At 75.5% G+C, this 16,562-nt stretch carries 15 protein-coding genes and 1 riboswitch; of the genes, 7 read left to right on the top strand and 8 right to left on the bottom strand.

Features of this window, described 5'->3' with window-relative positions; all coding sequences use genetic code 11:
* Positions 1-505 precede the first annotated feature (505 nt).
* The 3 genes from ACZ6O2_RS16975 to ACZ6O2_RS16965 are packed head-to-tail and all read left to right on the top strand — an operon-like array spanning position 506 to position 3,519.
* Entirely contained in the window at positions 506-1,660 is a 1,155-nt protein-coding gene (locus tag ACZ6O2_RS16975) for a nitric oxide synthase oxygenase (RefSeq protein ID WP_466023469.1), read from the top strand.
* 3 nt (positions 1,661-1,663) lie between these two features.
* Complete coding sequence (locus ACZ6O2_RS16970; protein WP_350705661.1) at positions 1,664-2,893, top strand: globin domain-containing protein; 1,230 nt, start codon at positions 1,664-1,666, stop codon at positions 2,891-2,893.
* Positions 2,890-3,519, top strand: coding sequence for a hypothetical protein (locus ACZ6O2_RS16965; protein ID WP_350705659.1), 630 nt, complete (start codon positions 2,890-2,892; stop codon positions 3,517-3,519). Before ACZ6O2_RS16970 ends, ACZ6O2_RS16965 begins: the two co-directional genes overlap by 4 nt.
* Positions 3,520-3,630: 111 nt before the next feature.
* Here ACZ6O2_RS16965 and ACZ6O2_RS16960 read toward each other — a convergent pair whose 3' ends face one another.
* Positions 3,631-4,281: an NAD(P)H-binding protein gene (locus tag ACZ6O2_RS16960; protein ID WP_466023468.1), complete on the bottom strand. Its 651-nt coding sequence runs from the start codon at positions 4,279-4,281 to the stop codon at positions 3,631-3,633.
* Positions 4,282-4,359: 78 nt separating this feature from the next.
* Here ACZ6O2_RS16960 and ACZ6O2_RS16955 point away from each other — a divergent pair, with 78 nt between their 5' ends.
* A complete protein-coding gene (locus ACZ6O2_RS16955; RefSeq protein WP_466023467.1) occupies positions 4,360-5,250 on the top strand; it encodes an NAD-dependent protein deacetylase in 891 nt (296 codons plus the stop codon).
* Between the two features lie 9 nt (positions 5,251-5,259).
* Here ACZ6O2_RS16955 and ACZ6O2_RS16950 read toward each other — a convergent pair whose 3' ends face one another.
* On the bottom strand, positions 5,260-5,604 hold the full coding sequence (locus tag ACZ6O2_RS16950) for a YybH family protein (RefSeq protein ID WP_466023466.1): 345 nt from the start codon (positions 5,602-5,604) through the stop codon (positions 5,260-5,262).
* Positions 5,605-5,695: 91 nt separating this feature from the next.
* Positions 5,696-5,795: riboswitch (glycine riboswitch) on the top strand.
* 74 nt (positions 5,796-5,869) lie between these two features.
* On the opposite strand from ACZ6O2_RS16950, the gene gcvP reads away from it, so the two are divergent.
* Complete coding sequence (gene gcvP / locus ACZ6O2_RS16945) at positions 5,870-8,692, top strand: aminomethyl-transferring glycine dehydrogenase (protein ID WP_466023465.1); 2,823 nt, start codon at positions 5,870-5,872, stop codon at positions 8,690-8,692.
* A gap of 125 nt (positions 8,693-8,817) precedes the next feature.
* Here the strand turns inward: gcvP and ACZ6O2_RS16940 are convergent, their stop codons facing one another.
* Complete coding sequence (locus ACZ6O2_RS16940) at positions 8,818-9,018, bottom strand: DUF5999 family protein (RefSeq protein WP_350705649.1); 201 nt, start codon at positions 9,016-9,018, stop codon at positions 8,818-8,820.
* Between the two features lie 123 nt (positions 9,019-9,141).
* Here ACZ6O2_RS16940 and ACZ6O2_RS16935 point away from each other — a divergent pair, with 123 nt between their 5' ends.
* A complete protein-coding gene (locus ACZ6O2_RS16935) occupies positions 9,142-10,338 on the top strand; it encodes a chorismate-binding protein (RefSeq protein ID WP_466023464.1) in 1,197 nt (398 codons plus the stop codon).
* Positions 10,339-10,405: 67 nt separating this feature from the next.
* Here ACZ6O2_RS16935 and pip read toward each other — a convergent pair whose 3' ends face one another.
* Positions 10,406-11,365, bottom strand: a complete 960-nt coding sequence (gene pip / locus ACZ6O2_RS16930) for a prolyl aminopeptidase (RefSeq protein WP_466023463.1) — start codon at positions 11,363-11,365, stop codon at positions 10,406-10,408.
* A gap of 52 nt (positions 11,366-11,417) precedes the next feature.
* On the opposite strand from pip, the gene ACZ6O2_RS16925 reads away from it, so the two are divergent.
* Positions 11,418-11,900: a MarR family winged helix-turn-helix transcriptional regulator gene (locus ACZ6O2_RS16925; RefSeq protein ID WP_466023462.1), complete on the top strand. Its 483-nt coding sequence runs from the start codon at positions 11,418-11,420 to the stop codon at positions 11,898-11,900.
* A 141-nt stretch (positions 11,901-12,041) separates the two neighbouring features.
* Here ACZ6O2_RS16925 and ACZ6O2_RS16920 read toward each other — a convergent pair whose 3' ends face one another.
* Genes ACZ6O2_RS16920 through ACZ6O2_RS16905 form a run of 4 tightly spaced genes read right to left on the bottom strand, consistent with a single transcriptional unit; the run spans position 12,042 to position 16,562 of the window.
* Positions 12,042-12,863 (bottom strand): SWIM zinc finger family protein, encoded by an 822-nt coding sequence (locus tag ACZ6O2_RS16920; protein WP_466023461.1) that lies wholly within the window; start codon positions 12,861-12,863, stop codon positions 12,042-12,044.
* Positions 12,860-15,598: a DEAD/DEAH box helicase gene (locus ACZ6O2_RS16915; protein WP_466023460.1), complete on the bottom strand. Its 2,739-nt coding sequence runs from the start codon at positions 15,596-15,598 to the stop codon at positions 12,860-12,862. The genes ACZ6O2_RS16920 and ACZ6O2_RS16915 overlap by 4 nt, the downstream gene beginning before the upstream one ends.
* Positions 15,595-15,756 carry a hypothetical protein gene (locus ACZ6O2_RS16910; protein ID WP_466023459.1) on the bottom strand — a complete coding sequence of 54 codons (162 nt, stop codon included), beginning with the start codon at positions 15,754-15,756 and terminating at the stop codon, positions 15,595-15,597. The genes ACZ6O2_RS16915 and ACZ6O2_RS16910 overlap by 4 nt, the downstream gene beginning before the upstream one ends.
* On the bottom strand, positions 15,753-16,562 hold the full coding sequence (locus ACZ6O2_RS16905; protein WP_466023476.1) for an ABC transporter permease: 810 nt from the start codon (positions 16,560-16,562) through the stop codon (positions 15,753-15,755). Before ACZ6O2_RS16905 ends, ACZ6O2_RS16910 begins: the two co-directional genes overlap by 4 nt.

Raw genomic sequence — 16,562 nt, 5'->3', positions numbered from 1 at the left:
CCCCCCCCCCCCCCCCCCCCCCCCCCCCCCCCCCCCCCCCCCCCCCCCCCCCCCCCCCCCCCCCCCCCCCCCCCCCCCCCCCCCCCCCCACCCCCACGCGCCGCAACCCGAACCGCCGTGCCAACGCCGGCCGCCGGGCGATGCAGGGCAAGCGCATGCGTGGGGATGTCCAGAGTGGCGTGCTTGCGGGGGCAAACGTCGATTGTGGACGTTTTCGGCGTGAGTCGGGCTGTTGACAGTCTTTGCGTGGCCGGGAATCCTATGTGCGGCGCGCGGCTTGCCGCGCGCATGTCACTGTCCGTGACATGCGCGCCGGCGGGTCGGTGAACCGTGCCGGGGGACGACGCAGAAGGCGACGACCGCGCCTGCCCGACGATCGGATTTGAACAAAGTGCAGACTGACTATCATGCCGCCGCGGTGTTGGTGGATGCCGGTGGGCGTGTCGTGGACGGCGAGGGGTCGGGCTGCCCGGTGGCGCATGCTCCCCGGCCGCAGGCGCCTGCGATGGAGGACGTGGCGGCGGAGGCCGTGGAGTTCCTGCGTCTCTACCACGCGGAGCGGCGGCTGCCGGACGTGGCCGTGCGCATCGCGCAGGTGCGGGAGGAGATCGCGCTGACCGGCACGTACCGGCACACCTCCGAGGAACTGGCGTACGGGGCGAAGGTGGCGTGGCGGCAGTCGGTGCGCTGTGTGGGGCGCGTGCGGTGGGCCGGGTTGAAGGTCCGGGACCGGCGTGACGTGACGACGGCGGCGGGGATCGCGCAGGAGTTGGCGCAGCACCTTTCGGTGGCTGACAACGGTGGGCGGATCCAGTCGGTGATGACGGTGTTCGCGCCGGACCGGCCCGGGGTGGGTCCGCGGGCGCGGATCTGGAACGACCAGTTGATCCGCTACTGCGGTCATCGGATGGACGACGGGTCGGTGCTGGGTGATCCGGCGCAGGTGGCGATGACGGACGCGGCACGGCGTCTGGGGTGGCGTCCGCCGGCGGTGCCGGGACGGTTCGACCTGCTGCCGTGGGTGATCGAGACGGCGTACGAGGATCCGACGCTGGTGGAGGTGCCGCGGGACCTCGTCCGCGAGGTTGCCCTGACGCATCCGGCGTACCCGTGGTTCGAGGAGTTGAGGCTGCGCTGGCACGCCCTGCCGGTGATCAGCAACATGCGCCTGCGGGTCGGTGGGGTGGACTACAGCTGTGCCCCGTTCAACGGGCACTACCTGAGTGACGAGATCGGCACCCGGAACATGGGTGACCGGGACCGGTATGACCAGTTGCTGCCGGTGGCGCGGGGGTTGGGGTTGGACACCTCGCGGGAGGACACCCTGTGGCGGGAGCACGCCGTGTTGGTGATCAACCAGGCGGTGTTGCACTCGTTCCGGGAGGCGGGGGTGCGGGTGTCCGATCCGCACACCGAGTCGGAGTTGTTCATGAAGTTCTGCGCGCAGGAGGAGCGGGCGGGCCGGCCGGTGCACGGTGACTGGTCGTGGCTCAACGGCAGTGTGGGGTGGGCGGCGTTGCACGCGGTGCACCACCGCTACTACGACACCCGGGTGCCGGATCCGAACCTGTGGCAGGGTGACCGCGCGTACGGGGCGTCGGGCGTGGTGGGGCTGACCCTGCGGGAGCGTCACGACGCCGCCCGCCGGCAGGAGGGCTGAGGCATGGACGTCGCGGCGTTACGTCAGAGTTGGGCGCAGTTCTGCGTGGCCGGTCCGGAGGCGGCGAAGTACTTCTACGCCACGTTGTTCGTGATCGCGCCCGAGGCCCGCACGATGTTCCCGACGAACATGCAGTACCAGCAGGACAAGTTGCTCTCGGCCTTGGGGCACATCATCACCCACGTCGACGACGAGCGGGAGTTGACGGCGTTCGCGCAGCGGTTGGGGGCCGACCACCGGCGGTTCCGCGGCGAGGACCAACAGGGTCGGCCGGTGCCGTTGGCGGAGTGGCACTACATCTGGGTCGGGCAGGCGTTGCTGGCGACGCTGGAACGCTTCCTCGGGCCACGGTGGACGCCGGCCCTGCGCGCGGAGTGGGCCGCGGCGTACGAGTTGGTGGCGCGGTTGATGCTGACGGGGGCGGCGGAGGCGGAGCGGACGTCGCCGCCGTACTGGGAGGCGGAGGTGCAGTGGGTGCAGCGGCGCCGGGCCGACGTGTGCGTGTTCACGGTCCGCCCGAACTACCTGTGCGACTACCTGCCGGGGCAGTCGCTGCCGGTGCAGGTGCCGCAGTTGCGGATGTGGCGGTACCTGTCGCCGGCGAACGCGCCGCGCGCCGACGGGACGATCGAGTTCCATGTCCGGGCGGCGGGTCGCTTCTCCACGCATCTGGTGCGGAAGCTGCGCGAGGGCGACCAGTTGTTGTTGGGGTTGCCGGTGGGGGTGGCGTTGTCGTCGTACGACCGGTCGCAGTTGCCGTTGCTGCTGGTGGCGGGCGGCACCGGGTTGGCGCCGTTGCGGGCGGTGGCGGAGGCGTTGCAGCAGGGGCCGGGGCGTGCGACGACGCTGGTGGTGGGCGGTAAGACTCCCGACGACCTGTACGACGACCGGGCGTTGCGGGAGTTGGCGGCGACGCCGCCGGCGGGGGCGTGGCGCTCCGGTGCGGGCGGCGGCTGGTTGCGGTACGTGCCGACGGTGGAGAGCGGCTGGCAGTGGCAGGGTGAGGTGGGCACGGCCGGTCAGACCGCGGTGCGGTTGGGTCCGTGGCGGGACACCGACGTGCTGGTCTGCGGCAGTCCGGAGATGACCCGGGAGACGATCACCGCCCTGACGGTGTCCGGTGTGCCGCCGGAGAGGATCCTGGTGGAGAGTTACGACCAGTCTCTTTATCCCCCTCTCGCGAGTGCGGCGGCCGCCGCGCCGCGGGACTTCAGTTGGACAGGTGTTCGATGAGCATCGATAGTGGCGACCGGGTCTCCGCCGCCCCGACCGGCGAGCTGACCCGGGCGTTGGGCGCGCTGGAGGCTCGCCGTTTCCGGGGCAGCCAGTGGCTGTCCGCCGACGAGGTCGCCGGCCTGGCCCGGTCGGTCGACGAGCGGATGGCGTTGCTCGACGGTGAGGTGGATCGGCTGCGGCGGGAGAACGACGGGCTGGTGCGGCAGGTGGAGATGCTGCGTCACGGCGCGCTGCCGAGCACCGCCCCGCAGGGCCCGGACCCGGTGGTGGTCGAGTTGGCGGTGCGGGCGCAGGACGAGGCGAACCGGACGATCAGCGAGGCCAGCACGGAGGGCGCGGAGATCATCGCCGACGCCCGGCGACAGGCCGACGAGATCCTCGCCGAGGCGCACCGCCGGGCGGGGTCTCTGTTCCCTCAGGGGGAGCCTCGGGGTGAGGACCTGCGGCGGCAGGTGCGGGAGCTGGAGGGCCGGCATGCGGCGCTGGTGGCGGCGGTGACGACGGCGCAGCAGCAGCTGAGCCAGTGGCAGGAGCACCTGTCGGCGCAGTCGGAGCAGTTGCGGGCCGACGCCTACGCGGCCGGGGCGGCCAGTGCGCGGCTGCGGGCGGTGCTCGACGGCTGACCCCGTGGGACGCCGCGGCGGGCGGAGTGCGCCCGCGCCGGGCGGGGGTGCCGGACGGGGCGCGGTGGGCGCCGTCCGGTTCCGGTGCGCCGGCGGGGACGTTGCGGCCGGTCAGCCGGCGGCGACGGCGTCGGCGATCGGGGTTTCCCCGCCGACCAGCTCCAGGATCTGCCCGGCGGTGCGGGGCTCGTAGAGCAGGGCGAGCAGCACGCGGGCGACGTCGGCGCGGGTGACCGCGCCCGGAGGCACGTGCCGGGCCAGGGCGATCCGTCCGCTGGGTGGGTCGTCGGTGAGCCGGCCGGGTCGCAGCACGGTCCAGTCGAGGTCGCGGCCGGTCAGGTCGTCCTCGGCGGCTTTCTTCGCCCGCAGGTACGCCGCGAACACCTCGTCGGTGCCGGCGGGCGGCTCGCCGTCCACGCCCATCGAGGAGACCAGCAGGTAGCGGCGGACGCCGGCGCGTTCGGCGGCGTCGGCGAGCAGCACGGCGGCGGCCCGATCGACGGTGTCCTTGCGGGCGGCGCCGCTGCCGGGGCCGGCGCCGGCGGCGAAGACCACCGCGTCGGCGCCGGCGAGGTGGCCGGCGAGGTCGGCGACGCCGACGTGTTCGAGGTCGGCGACGACGGGGTGGGCGCCGGCGGCGGTCAGCGCGGCGGCGTGGTCGGGGTTGCGGATCAGGCCGACGGCGGTGTCGCCGCGTCCGGCGAGTTCCCGGTGGGTCAGTTTGGCGATCTTGCCGTGGCCTCCGGCGATGACGACGCGCATATCTGCCAACCTAGTCGCCGCCGCGGCGGGGTCGCGGGGTGTTCGCCGGGGCGCGGGTCGCTGAGGCAGCATGGACGGGTGACGGAGACGATCGACACGCTGGCCGGCCTGGTGGCGGGCGGTGGTGTCGTGGTGTTGAGCGGGGCGGGCCTGTCGACCGAGTCGGGCATCCCGGACTACCGGGGGCCCAGTGGGGCGGCCCGTCGGCACACCCCGATGACCTATCAGGTGTTCACCCGCGACGCGCAGGCGCGGCGGCGCTACTGGGCGCGCAGCCACCTGGGGTGGCGGGTGATCGCGCGGGCGGCCCCGAACGACGGGCACCGGGCGGTGGCCCGGTTGCAGCGCGGCGGCCTGGTCGACGGGGTGATCACACAGAACGTCGACGGGTTGCACACGGCGGCGGGCAGCCCGCGGGTGGTGGAGTTGCACGGTCGTCTCGACGAGGTGGTGTGCCTGGGGTGCGGCAACCAGACGTCCCGGGAGGAGTTGGACCGGCGGCTGCGGGAGGCGAACCCGGGGTTCGACGCGCGGGTCTCGGCGGTCAACCCGGACGGTGACGTGGATCTCGCCGACGACGAGGTGGCGGAGTTCCGGACGGTCGACTGCACGTTCTGCGGTACCGGGGTGCTCAAGCCCGACGTGGTGTTCTTCGGCGAGACGGTGCCGGCGCCGCGGGTGGCCCGCTGTTTCGACATGGTGCAGCGGGCCCGGCTGCTGCTGGTGCTGGGGTCGTCGTTGACGGTGATGTCGGGTCGCCGGTTCGTGTTGCGGGCGGCGAAGCTGGGCATCCCGGTGGTGATCGTCAACCAGGGGCCGACGCGGGGCGACGGGTATGCGGCGTTGACCCTCGACGCGCCGCTGGGCCGGTTGCTGCCGGCGCTGGCCGACCGGACGGTGGGGGCGCCGGCGGGCGGTGACGTCGGCGCGGGCGTGGTGCCGACGGGCCTGACCGGCGCCGGCCGGTAGCCGCCGGGGTCAGCCGGCGGCGCGGGGCTGGTCGATGACCCACCGCCACGTGCCGTCGGGCTGGCGGCGGGCCACCTCGACGGTGACGCTGCCGTCGTCGAGCCGGGTGGAGGTCAACGCCAGGTCACCGGCGCGCAGGGTGGGTCGCGCCTCGCCGGGGACGAAGGTGGGCCGGTCGGCGAGCAGCCGGGTGAACGCGGCGCGGATGGCCCGCGTGCCGGTGGCCGGGCCGGCGGGGGTGTCCAGGACCGCGTCGGGCTCGTAGAGGGCGACCAGGCCGTCGACGTCGCCGGCGTTGGCGCGGGCGACGAAGAACCGGCCGAGGTCCTCCGGGTGGGTCGCGGGCTCGGGCATCAGAACACACCTCCACAGCTCACCGTGATCATGCCGCGGGGGTACGACATCCACCGGCCGACCGGGCGCTGGTAGCGTTGACCATGCCGGTACCACCCACGTGGGAGAGACCGCCCAGAAAGCACCTCGGGCGGCGCCGAAGGGGCAAATCCTCCCCGGAACCTCTCAGGCAAAAGGACCTCGTGGGCAGGCACTGTGGAGCGCTGTGCGGGCGTGACAGAGGGGGAGGCCGACCTGTCGACCTCGCCTCAGGGGAGCGCCACCCATGACCGCAGAGCAGTTCGCCGCCCGCCACATCGGCCCGGATCCGGCCGACGAGCGCCGGATGCTGGAGGCCGTCGGCTACGGCTCGATCGAAGAGCTGATGGACGCGGCGATCCCCGAGGTGATCCGCTGGCACGGCACCCTGGACCTGCCGGAGCCGGCCACCGAGCACGACGCGCTCGCCGAGCTGCGGGCCCTCGCCGCCCGCAACACCGTGGCCGTGTCCATGATCGGCCTGGGCTACCACGGCACGCACACCCCGGCGGTGATCCGCCGCAACGTGCTGGAGAACCCGGCCTGGTACACGGCGTACACGCCGTACCAGCCGGAGATCAGCCAGGGCCGGCTGGAGGCGCTGCTGAACTTCCAGACGATGGTGACGGACCTGACGGGGCTGGCCACCGCGAACGCGTCGATGCTCGACGAGGGCACCGCGGCGGCGGAGGCGATGACCCTCGCCCGCCGCGCGTCGAAGTGCAAGAGCCCGGTGTACGTCGTCGACGCCGACACCCTGCCGCAGACCATCGCGGTGATCACCAGCCGGGCCGAGCCGCTCGGCATCGACGTGCGGGTGCTCGACGTCGAGCGCGAGGAGCTGCCGGCGGAGTTCTTCGGTCTGCACCTGCAGTACCCGGGGGCGTCCGGGGCGGTGCGCGACCAGGCGGGCCTGGTCGAGGCGGCGCACGCGGCCGGCGCGCTGGTCACCGTGGCGGCGGACCTGCTGGCCCTGACGCTGCTGCGCCCGCCGGGGGAGATCGGCGTCGACATCGCCGCCGGCACCACCCAGCGGTTCGGCGTGCCGATGGGCTTCGGTGGGCCGCACGCCGGCTACCTGGCCGTGCGGGCGGGCCTCGAGCGGATGCTGCCCGGCCGCCTCGTGGGGGTGTCCCGCGACGCGGACGGCAACCCGGCGTACCGGCTGGCGTTGCAGACCCGCGAACAACACATCCGGCGGGAGAAGGCGACCAGCAACATCTGCACCGCCCAGGTGCTCCTCGCCGTGATGGCCGGCATGTACGCCGTGTACCACGGCCCCGACGGGCTGCGCGCGATCGCGGAGCGCACCCACTTCTGGGCGGCGCGGTTGGCGGGCGCGCTGCGCACCGGCGGGGTCGAGGTCACCGACGTCGCGTTCTTCGACACGGTCACCGCGGTCGTGCCAGGGCGGGCCGCCCAGGTCGTGGCGGCGGCCGCGCAGCGGGGGGTCAACCTGCGGCTGGTCGACGCGGACCGGGTGGGGATCTCCTGCGACGAGACCACCACCCACGCGCACCTGGACGCGGTGTGCGACGCGTTCGGGGTGCCGCGTGCCCACGGGGAGACCGACTCGCGGCTGCCCGAGGCGCTGGCCCGTACGTCGGACTTCCTCACCCACCCGGTGTTCCGCAGCCACCACTCCGAGACGGCGATGCTGCGTTACCTGCGGCGCCTGTCGGACTTCGACTACGCCCTGGACCGGGGGATGATCCCGCTCGGGTCGTGCACGATGAAGCTCAACGCCACCACCGAGATGGAGCCGGTGACGTGGCCGGAGTTCGCGCACGTGCACCCGTTCGCGCCGCAGGCGCAGACGGCCGGCTACCGGGAGATGATCGCCCAGCTGGAGGCGTGGCTGGCGGAGGTGACCGGCTACGACGCGGTCAGCGTGCAGCCCAACGCCGGCTCGCAGGGTGAGCTGGCGGGTCTGCTGGCCATCCGGGCGTACCACCGCGACCGTGGCGAGGGGCACCGGGACGTGTGCCTGATCCCGTCGTCGGCGCACGGCACGAACGCGGCCAGCGCGGTGATGGCCGGGATGCGGGTCGTCGTGGTGGGCTGCGACGACGGCGGCAACGTCGACCTGGTCGACCTCGACGCGAAGATCGACAAGCACCGCGACGCCCTCGCCGCGATCATGGTGACGTACCCGTCGACGCACGGGGTGTACGAGACGGGCATCGCGTCGCTGTGCGCGAAGGTCCACGACGCCGGCGGTCAGGTGTACGTCGACGGGGCGAACCTCAACGCGTTGGTCGGGTTCGCCAAGCCGGGCCGGTTCGGGGCGGACGTGTCGCACCTGAACCTGCACAAGACGTTCTGCATCCCGCACGGCGGCGGTGGTCCCGGGGTGGGGCCGGTGGCGGTGCGGGCGCACCTGGCGCCGTTCCTGCCGGGCGACCCGCTGGGCGCGCACGTCGACGGCCGGCCCGCGATCTCGGCGGCGCGGTACGGGTCGGCGGGGATCCTGCCGATCCCGTGGGCGTACCTGCGGATGATGGGCGCGGCGGGGCTGGCCCGGGCGACCGGGGTGGCGGTGCTGGCGGCGAACTACGTGGCGGCGCGGCTGCGCGGGCACTTCCCGGTGCTGTACGCCGGCAACAAGGGCCTGGTGGCGCACGAGTGCATCCTCGACCTTCGGCCGCTGACGAAGGCGACCGGGGTGAGCGTGGACGACGTCGCGAAGCGGCTGATCGACTACGGGTTCCACGCGCCGACGATGTCGTTCCCGGTGGCGGGGACGCTGATGGTGGAGCCGACCGAGAGCGAGGACCTGGCCGAGCTGGACCGGTTCTGCGACGCGATGATCGCCATCCGGGCGGAGATCGACAAGGTGGGTGCCGGAGAGTGGCCGGCGGGCGACAATCCCCTGGCGAACGCGCCGCACACGGCGGCGATGGTGTCCGGGGACGAGTGGCCGCACGCGTACCCGCGGTCGGTGGGGGCGTACCCGGCCGGGGTGGACCGGGCCGGGAAGTACTGGCCGCCGGTGCGGCGCATCGACGGCGCGTACGGCGACCGGAACCTGGTGTGTTCCTGCCCGTCACCGGAAGCGTTCGAGAGCTGAGGTCGCGGCGCGCCGGGGCGGTCGAGGTGCCGCCCCGGCGGATGCGCCGACCTGGGCCGCGGCGGTCCCGACCGGGGGACTAGCCTGGGTCGACGCCACAAGACTGCGTGACGGAGAGTGACGGGTCAGGCGGCGAGGGCGTGTCGGGCCGGGCCGCGGTGCGGGGCGATGGTCCTGCCGTCGGGGAGTAGTTCGCCGGTGTCCTCGAAGACGATGACACCGTTGCAGAGCAGGCTCCAGCCCTGCTCAGGGAAGCAGGCGAGGACGCGGGCGGCTTCCCGGTCGGTCGCGTCGGCGGAGGGGCAGGTGGGTTGGTGCTGGCACATCGGGATCTCCGGACTGTGGGGGCACTGTGTCATGGTTCACATGACCAGTGACGCACAGTACCAAGCGAAAGTGGACGGCATCGAGCAGGTATGCGCGTCGTTTCCGGGAAATCCACTGAACGGATGAGGGAGAATAGGCCGGACGGCGTGGAAACGCTTTCACGGGCAGGGGTCGATGTGCCGGCGGCGCCGGTCGCCTGCCGCCGTACGCTCGTCGAGCGGGCCCGCTGGCAGTGGCGGCCCGCCGACGGCGGCGACCCGGCCGCGCTGGCGCAGGAGTTCCTGGCCGCGCACGGCCTGCCGCTGCACGACCTGGCCCGCCCCGCCGCCGGCCACGACCCCGCCGGCGTCTGCGGGGCCGCCCTCTACGTCTCCGCCGCCGCCGGCGCGGGCCTGGCCGGCGGGCCGCCCGGCGCCGCCAACCCCGCCCCCGCGCTGCCGGAGGTCGCCGTGGTCGTCTACGGCCACGGCCCGCCCGCCCCGCCGGCCGCCGCGGCGCCCGCCGCCGGCTGGTGGCTGGGCGGCTGGGCGGAGAGCTGGACCCCTCGGCAGCACGCCGAGGCGGTGACCGCGGTCCGCGCCGCCATCGGCCGGGGCGACGTCTACCAGGTCAACCTCGTCGGGCACGCCGCCGCCCGGTACGCCGGCGACCCGCTGCCCGCCCTGGGCCGGCTCGCCGCGCTGCCCGGCGCCCGCTACGGCGGCACCCTCACCGGGGCGGGCTGGGCGATCGGCTGCGCGAGCCCGGAAACCCTCGTCGAGCTGACCGGCGGGCGGCTGGTCACCCGACCGATCAAGGGCACCCGGCCCGCCACCGCCATCGGCCGCGCCGAGCTGCTCGCCTCGGCCAAGGAACGCGCCGAGCACGTGATGATCGTCGACCTGGAGCGCAACGACCTGGCGCGGGTCGCCCGCACCGGCAGCGTGCGGGTCGACGAGCTGTTCGCCGTACGCCGCTGGTGCGACCTGTGGCAGGCCGAGTCGACGGTGTCGGCGGCGGTCGCCGACGGGCTCGGCCTGGCCGACCTGCTGCGGGCGGTCTGCCCGGGCGGCTCGGTCACCGGCGCCCCGAAGCTCGCCGCGCTGGACCGCGTCGCCGCCCTCGAACCGGTCGGGCGCGGCGCGAGCATGGGCGCCCTCGGCTGGGTCGCCCCCGGGCGGATCGACCTGGGGTTGACCATCCGCACCGCCGCCGTCGACGCCGACCGCGTGCACGTCTGGGCGGGCGGGGGCATCACCTGGGGCAGCGACCCCGACGCCGAGGTCGCCGAGGCCGCCGCCAAGACCCGTCCCGTCCGCGCCGGGCTCGCCGGCGGCTGACCGCCGCGCGCCGACTGGCCCCGCGCCGGCCCGGAGGTCTCCTGACCTGACCGGCGGGGCGGGGGTGTCAGCGGCGGTCGGCGAAGCCGTCCAGCGCCGCCACGACCCGCTCCGCCATGCCGTTCCCGCTGCCGTGCCCGGCGCGCTCCAGCAGCTCCAGGCGCGCGTCCGGCCAGGACTGGGCCAGCAGCCACGGGATGTCCGGCGGGCTGCTGATGTCGAGTCGGCCGTGCAGGAGCACCCCGGGGATGCCGGCCAGCCGCCCCACCTCGCGCAGCACCTGCTCGTTGGGCAGGAAGCAGTCGTGCCGCCAGAAGTGGGTGACCAGCCGGGCGAACACCATCCGGAACACCGGGTCGGCGTAGCGGGGGTCGGGCCGGTGACCGGGGGCGGTGGCGACGTGGCTGTCCTCCCAGGCGCACCAGTCCCGGGCGGCCCGGTCGCGTACCGCCGGGTCCGGGTCGGCGAGCAGCCGGGCGTACGCGTCGGCCAGGTCGCCGTCGCGGTCGGCCGGCGGCACGCCGTCGCGGAACCGGGCCCACTCGGCGGGGAAGACCCGTCCCATGTCCCGGGTGATCCAGTCGATCTCCCGGCGGGTGCCGGCGGTGACGCTGAACAGCACCAGCTCGCTGACCCGCTCCGGGTGCCGCTGGGCGTACGCCAGACCGAGGCAGGAACCCCAGGACGCGCCCAGCACCAGCCAGCGGTCCACCCCGACGTGCTCGCGCAGCCGTTCGACGTCGGCGATCAGGTGGTCGGTGGTGTTGGTGGACAGGTCCACGGCGGGGTCGGCGGCGTGCGGGAGGCTGCGTCCGCAGCCGCGCTGGTCGAACAGGGTCACTCGGTAGCGGGCCGGGTCGAAGAAGGTCCGCCAGCTGGGCGAGCAGCCGGAGCCGGGCCCGCCGTGCAGCACCACCGCGGGCTTGCCGTCGGGGTTGCCGCAGGTTTCCCAGTACACGAGCTGGCCGTCGCCGACGTCGAGCATCCCGTGCGCGTACGGCTCCGTCAGGGCATACCGCTGCGTCATCGCCTGTCCTCCCTCGTCCCACCAGATACAACAGCGCTGTTACATTAGCGGGGTGACTGACGTACCGGACCGGGAGGCCGTGGGGACGCTGCTGCGGCACGTCCTCGAGGTGCTCGACGCAGACGTGGCGGCGGTGTACGCCGAGCGGGGCCTGGCCGACTACCGGCCCCGGTTCTCGCCGCCGCTGCGGGTGCTGGTGGCCGACGGGCCGCTGCCCATCCGCGACCTGGCCCGCCGGGTGGGGGTCACCCACTCGGCGGCCAGCCAGACCGTGGCCCAGATGGCCCGCGCCGGCCTGGTGGAGCTGACCCCGGGCGCGGACGCCCGGCAGCGCATCGTGCACCTGACCGACCGGGCCCGCGAGCTGCTGCCGTTGATCGAGGCGGAGTGGGCGGCGACGACCGCGGCGATGCGGGAACTGGACGCCGAGCTGCCCGTGCCGCTGGCCGACCTGCTGCACGAGGTCCTCGCCGCGGTGCGCCGGCGGCCCGTGCGCCAGCGCATCGCCGACGCGGGCCTGCCGCCGCCGGCCTGACAGCCGCCCCGCCCGCACCGGCGCGCCGCACGACAGGCGCCCCCGGTCCGCCCGCTCGCCGCACGCCAGCGACGCCCCGCCGGCGGGCACGTTGCCCGCCGGCATCGTCCGCGAGGCCCGCCGGCGGCGCCGACCGGGCGGTCAGGCCTGCCGCAGCAGTGCCGCCGCCCGCTCGGCGGCCACCGCCACCAATTGGCGCAACGCGTCAACGTCGACGTCCGGGCCGGGCGGCAGCAACGGCAGCGTCGGCGCGTCCGCCGGCCCCGGTGGCGGCGGCAGGGGCGGCGTCGGGCGGGCGTACGCCTCGACGGCCGCCGTTCCCGCCGCGTCGGGACGCCCGGCGGGTGGCTCCGGCGCGATACGGGCCTGACCGGGTGACCCCGACGGCGGCGTCGACTCCGGCCGCGGCCCGCTGCCGCCCGGGGCCGGCGCGGCGGCGAGCAGTTGCCGGGCGTCGCGGCCCCGGATCAGCAGCAGCAGGGCGGGGTCGGCGTCCAGCAGCCAGGACACCTGGTGGCACAGCGCGGCGGCGTGCCGGCACGGGTGGTCCCACTCCGGGCAGTCGCACTCCGGGGTGATCTCGCCCAGCGCGGGCAGCAGCCGCACCCCGGCGAGGTCCGCCAGGTCGCGGGGCAGCTGCCCCGCCAGCAGCGCCGCCTGGTGCCCGGCCCGGGCGGCCACCTCGCCGGCCAGCAGGTCCCAGTCGTCCCCGGTCAGCGGCGCGACGCGTACCCGGGTGGCGTATGCCTGCTCGGTGTCGCCGTCGTGCACGGCGGCGGCGAGCCGGCCGGGGCTGACGGTGATCGGGCCGACGTGCCCGGCGGCGGCCAGCCGGCGCCCGGCGCGCAGCGGCCCGGCGTCGAGGGCGTCGGCCTCCCACGCCCGGTTCCACGCCGCACCCCACCACGTGCGGGGGCGGCGGGCCCGGCCGGGCGGGAACGCGGTGAAACCGCGCGGGGTCATCGGTCGCCGCCGAGGGTCACGAGTTCGGCCAGTTCGGTGTCGCTGAGCGCGGCCAGGGCCGCCGGTCCGGCGTCGAGGACGGCCTCGGCGAGATCCCGCTTCCCGGCGAGCAGCGCGGCGATGCGGTCCTCGACGGTGCCCTCGGCGATGAGCCGGTGCACCTGTACGGGCCGGGTCTGCCCGATCCGGTACGCCCGGTCGGTGGCCTGGTCCTCCACGGCCGGGTTCCACCAGCGGTCGTAGTGCACGACGTGGTCGGCGCGGGTGAGGTTCAGGCCGGTGCCGGCGGCGCGCAGCGACAGCAGGAACACCGGGGCCTCGCCGGCGTCGAAGCGGCGGACCAGGTCGTCGCGGGTGGCGACGGGCAGCCCGCCGTGCAGCAGCAGCGCGCCGACGCCCCGGTCGGTCAGGTGCCGGTGCAGCAGTCGGGCCATCGCCACGTACTGGGTGAACACGAGCACCGCGGAGCCTGCGGGCAGGATCGTGTCGAGCAGTTCGTCGAGCAGGTCGAGCTTGCCGGAGCGGCCGGCCAGCGGCGGCGCGCTCTGGCGCAGGTACTGGGCGGGGTGGTTGCAGATCTGCTTGAGCGCGGTGAGCAGCTTGACCACCAGCCCGTGCCGGGCGAAGCCGTCGGTGCCGGCGATCAGGTCGAGCAGTTCGGCGACGCACGCCTGGTAGAGGGCGGCCTGTTCGGCGGTGAGCGCGACGGGCTGGTCGGTCTCGGTCTTGCCGGGCAGCTCCGGGGCGATGCCGGGGTCGCTCTTGCGGCGGCGCAGCAGGAACGGCCCGACCAGCCGGGCCAGGTCCCGTCCGGCGTCGGGGTCGCGGTCGGTCTGCACCGGCTTGACCCAGCGGGCGCGGAACTCGGTGAGGGTGCCGAGCAGCCCGGGGGTGGTCCAGTCCAAAATCGCCCACAGGTCGGTGAGGTCGTTCTCCACGGGGGTGCCGGTCAGGGCGACCCGGGCGGCGGCGGGGATCGCGCGCAGCGCCGTCGCGGTCTCCGAGTGGGGGTTCTTCACGTGCTGTGCCTCGTCGGCGACGAGCAGCGGCCACCGCCGGGCGGCCAGCCGGGTCGCGTCGCGGCGCAGGGTCGCCCAGGTGGTGAGGACGAACCCGCCGTCGAGGTCGTCGAGGTGGCGGTCGGGGCCGTGGAAGCGGCGTACGGGGGTGTCGGGGGCGAAGCGCCGGATCTCCCGTTCCCAGTTGCCGAGCAGCGACGCGGGACACAGCACCAGGGTCGGGCCGGCGGTGGCGGGGTCGGCCTGCCGGTGCAGGTGCAGGGCGATGAGGGTGACGGTCTTGCCCAGCCCCATGTCGTCGGCGAGGCAGCCGCCGAGGCCGAGCGCGGTCAGCCGGGCCAGCCAGCGCAGCCCGTGCCGCTGGTAGTCGCGCAGGGTCGCGGCCAGCCCGGGCGGTGCGGGCACCGGGGGAGCGGTCCCGCCGTCGGCGAGCCGCCGCGCGGCGTCGGCCAGCCAGCCCTCGGTGGTCACGTCGACGCGTTCGCCGTCGACGTGTGTGGCGCCGGTCAGCGCGGCCCGCAGCGCGGGCATCGCAGCCAGCGTCCCGGCGTGCGGGTCGCGGGCGCGGCGGGCCAACTCCGGGGGCACCAGCACCCACCGCTCGCGCAGCCGCACCACCGGCCGGTGCGCGTCGGCGAGCCGGGCCAGCTCGGCCGGGGTGAGCGGCGCGCCGTGCAGGCTCAGCCGCCAGTGCAGCGCCAGGTCGCCGGGCGCGGCGAGCAGCCCGGTCCCGGCGGCGCGGCGGGCCGGGGCGCGCAGCACGGCCGAGGCGGTGAGGTCGCGGTCGAGTCCCGCCGGCCAGTGCACGTCGATCCCGTCGCCGGCGAGGCGGGCGGCCGCGCCGCCGGCCAGGTCGACGACGTGGGCGTCGGTCAGCGCCACCGCGTCGGGCACGGCCGTGTCCAGCAGCCCGGCCAGGGGCGGCCACACCCGCGCGGCGTGTCGCAGGGCCAGCAGCGCGGCGTCGCGGGCGCCGGGCGGGAACCCGGGGACCGCGGCGTGCCACAGCGCGGCGGCGTCGGTGAGCAGCCCCGGCGCGGCGGCGCGGTGCACCTGCGCCACGAGCCGCCACGGCTCGTCGGGGGTGTCGTCGTGTTCCAGGCGCAGCGACAGCCGTACCGCCGCGTCGGCGTGGGCGGCGACCCGGGCGGCCCAGTCGCGCAGCCGCCCGACGGGTGTGGGTGTCGGCGCGGCCCACGCCCCGGTGGCGCCGTCGGCGCGGGGCAGGGTGTCGGCGACGGCGTCGAGGAAGTCACGGAGCAGCCGTGCCGGGTCGGGCAGCCAGGCGGGGGTGCGTCCGGGCACCGGCACCGCGCGCGCGGTGGCGGGCATCGCGGCGGCGAGCCGCGCCTGCCGGGCCTCGTCGTCGGCGGTGAGCGGCCCGACGCGCCAGGTGTCGTGCCCGGCGGGGGTCACCGCGGGCAGCAGCAGGCCGTGGGCGGCCAGGTGCAGGGCCTCCCGGGTGGCGGCGGCCCAGAACGCGGCCGCCGGGTCCGTGGCCGGCGCGGCGAGCAGCAGCGGTACGCCGGCCACCAGCGACGCCCGTCGGGCGGACACCGGGGTGGGGTGGCCGTGCGGGGGCGCCGCCAGGGTCACCTGGGCGGGTTCGCCGATCCCGTCGGGCGGTGGGCCGCCGTCGGGCGACCAGACGAGCAGCGTCCCGGCGCGGGGCGGGTCGGCGGGGGTGAACGTGACGGCGTGGGAGCCGATCGTCACGGGCGTCCTTCCGGGTGCAGGTCGGTGGTCAGGTCCTCGGCGCGGCGCAGGTCGTCGCGGACCGGACCGCGTTCGGCGGACGTGAGGGGCACCGCCGTGGCGGCGTCCAGGGCCTCACGCGCCTGGTCGGCGTGGATCGGGATGGTCCGTCCGGTCACCGGCCGAGCCTGCGGTAGCGGCGCACCGCGAGGGGCAGGAACACGGCGATCAGCAGCAGCGGCCAGGCGACGGCGAGGGCGACGGCGTGCTGCGCGGCGAAGGACTCGCCGCCCCAGCCGGGGTTGCCGAACAGCTCCCGGCAGGCCGCGACGGTCGCGGACAGCGGGTTCCACTGCGCGACCGCCGCCAGCGGGCCGGGCATGGTGTCGGGGGCGACGAACGCGTTGGAGGTGAACCCGACGGGCCAGACCAGGATCTGCAGCACCACGACCGACTCGGGTCGGCGCAGCACCAGCGCCAGGTGGATGCCGACCCAGATCAGGGCGAAGCGCAGCAGCAGGAGCAGCCCGACGGCGGCCAGGGCCGCGGCGGGGCCGGCGTGCCACTGCCAGCCGACGGCGAGGCCGCAGGCCAGCATGACGGCCAGGCCGGCGGCGGAGTGCAGCAGGTCGGCGGCGGCCCGGCCGGTGACCACCGCCGAGGGCGCCATCGGCAGGGACCGGAACCGGTCGGTGACGCCGCGGGCGGTGTCGGTGGCCACGGCCGCGTACGTCGACTCGATGCCGAAGGCCATCGTCATGGCGAACATGCCGGGCAGCAGGAACTCCCGGTAGTCGCCGCCGCCGGGCACGCTCATCGCGCCGCCGAAGAGGTAGCCGAACATCAGCACCAGCAGCACGGGGAACAGCAGCCCGACGATCGCCTGCGCGGGTTGCCGGACCCAGTGCGCCAGCGCGCGGCCGGTGAGGGTGACGCCGTCGGCGACGGCCCAGCGCAGGCGGTGCGGCAGCGGGTGGACGGTCAC

The organism is Micromonospora sp. NPDC048040 (genome assembly GCF_055587185.1).
This window is presented reverse-complemented; position numbering and strand designations above follow the sequence as displayed.